The sequence below is a fragment of the Micromonospora sp. D75 genome, assembly GCF_018070405.1.
GTDB lineage: Bacteria > Actinomycetota > Actinomycetes > Mycobacteriales > Micromonosporaceae > Micromonospora > Micromonospora chalcea.
In genome coordinates this window covers 1-1868 of record NZ_JAGPXV010000878.1, presented here as the reverse complement: position 1 = coordinate 1868, position 1868 = coordinate 1, and the positions used below count along the sequence as shown (strand labels likewise).

2 protein-coding genes are annotated in these 1868 nt (G+C 71.3%); one reads left to right on the top strand and one right to left on the bottom strand.

Annotated features, from left to right (window positions below; genetic code table 11):
* On the top strand, window positions 1–1215 hold a 1215-nt coding region (locus KBX39_RS30230), incomplete at its 5' end, for a glycosyl hydrolase family 18 protein (RefSeq protein ID WP_210873820.1).
* 13 nt (window positions 1216–1228) lie between these two features.
* On the opposite strand, the gene KBX39_RS30225 is transcribed toward KBX39_RS30230, so the two are convergent.
* The coding region (locus KBX39_RS30225; protein ID WP_247660758.1) for a DedA family protein at window positions 1229–1868 on the bottom strand (640 nt) is incomplete at its 5' end.

Below are 1868 nucleotides of genomic sequence, written 5' to 3'. Positions count from 1 at the left end.
GACCCGGTGAACTGCACCGTCAACGGCGCCTCCTGCGCCGGCGGCGGCAACCCCGGCAACCCGGGCGCGCCCGCCACCCCCGGCGGCCTGCGGGTCACCGGCACCACCGCGTCGTCGGTCTCGCTCGCCTGGAACGCGGTCTCCGGCACCGTCACCGGCTACCGGGTGTACGAGGGCAGCACGGTCAAGGCCACCGTCACCGGCACCTCGGCCACCGTCTCCGGGCTGGCCGCGTGCAGCGGGCACAGCTACACGGTGACCGCGTACAACGGCAGCGGCGAGTCGGCGAAGTCGGCGGCGGTCGCGGCCACCACCAGCGGCTGCACCGGTGGCGGCGGGGGCGCGATGGCCGCCGCTCCCTACCTCTACCCGGGCTGGGGCGACCCGCCCGCGCCGTCCACCGTGATGGGCGCGACCGGGATCAAGTGGTTCACCATCGCGTTCGTGCTCTCCGGCGGCGGCTGCACCCCGGCCTGGGACGGCAGCGGTCCGCTGACCGGCGGCACGCACGCCACCACCATCGCCGCGATCAAGGCGGCCGGCGGCGACGTCATCCCGTCCTTCGGCGGGTGGAGCGGCAACAAGCTCGGCCCGAACTGCTCGTCCGCCGCCGCGCTGGCCGGCGCGTACCAGCAGGTCATCAACGCGTACGGGCTGAAGGCCATCGACATCGACATCGAGAACAGCGACGAGTTCGAGAACGAGGTGGTGCAGGACCGCATCCTGGACGCCCTGAAGATCGTCAAGCAGAACAACCCGGGGATCAAGACCATCATCACGTTCGGCACCTCGACCACCGGGCCGTCGTACTACGGCACCCGGCTGATCAACCAGGCCGCGGCCAAGGGCGCCGGGATCGACGTGTTCACGATCATGCCGTTCGACTTCGGCGGCGGCGCGAACATGTACCAGAGCACCGTCAACGCGGCCGAGGGCCTGAAGACCGCGCTCAAGAACGCGTTCGGCTGGTCCGACGCCACCGCGTACGCCCACATGGGCCTGTCCGGCATGAACGGCCTCTCCGACCAGCAGGAGCTGACCTCGCCGGCCACCTGGACGCAGATCCGCGACTGGGCGAAGGCGCGCGGCCTGGCCCGGTTCACGTTCTGGTCGGTCAACCGGGACCGGCCCTGCCCCGGCGGCGGCGTGGTCGCCAACTGCTCCGGCATCGCGCAGAACACCTGGGAGTTCACCGGCATCACCGCCGGCTTCTGAGCCCGCGACGCGGTCAGCGCCCGGCGGTCACCGACTGCCGGGCGCGCCGCCGGCGCACCTTCTTCACCGCCCAGCTCACGATCATGAAACCGAAGACGGCGAAGATCGCGTAGTTGAACCACGAGCTGTACCTGTCCACGTCCTCCCACCGCGATCCGAGGGTGAACCCGGCGCCGACGATCAGCGCGTTCCACACCCCGCTGCCGAGCGTGGTGAGCAGGATGAACTCACCGAGCGGCATCCGGTTCGCGCCGGCCGGGACGGAGACCAGGCTGCGGACCACCGGCACCACCCGGCCGATCAGCACCGCCCACCGCCCGTGCCGTTCGAACCAACGGTCGGCCTTCTCCAGATCCTGCAGGTCGACCAGCGGGATGTGGTCCAGCCAGCGCTTGAGCCGCTCCTCGCCGAGCGCCGCGCCGAGCCAGTAGAGCACCAGCGCGCCGAGCAGCGAGCCGACCGTCGCGGCGAGCACGATGAACACCACGTTGAACCGGCCCTCGGCGGACAGGTAGCCGGCCATCGCCAGCACGATCTCGCTCGGGATCGGCGGGATGATGCTCTCCAGCGCCACCAGCAACGCCACGCCGACCGCGCCGAGCGAGTCGATCACGCTCGCCACCCAGCCGGTCAGCCCGGTGAACAGGTTCGGG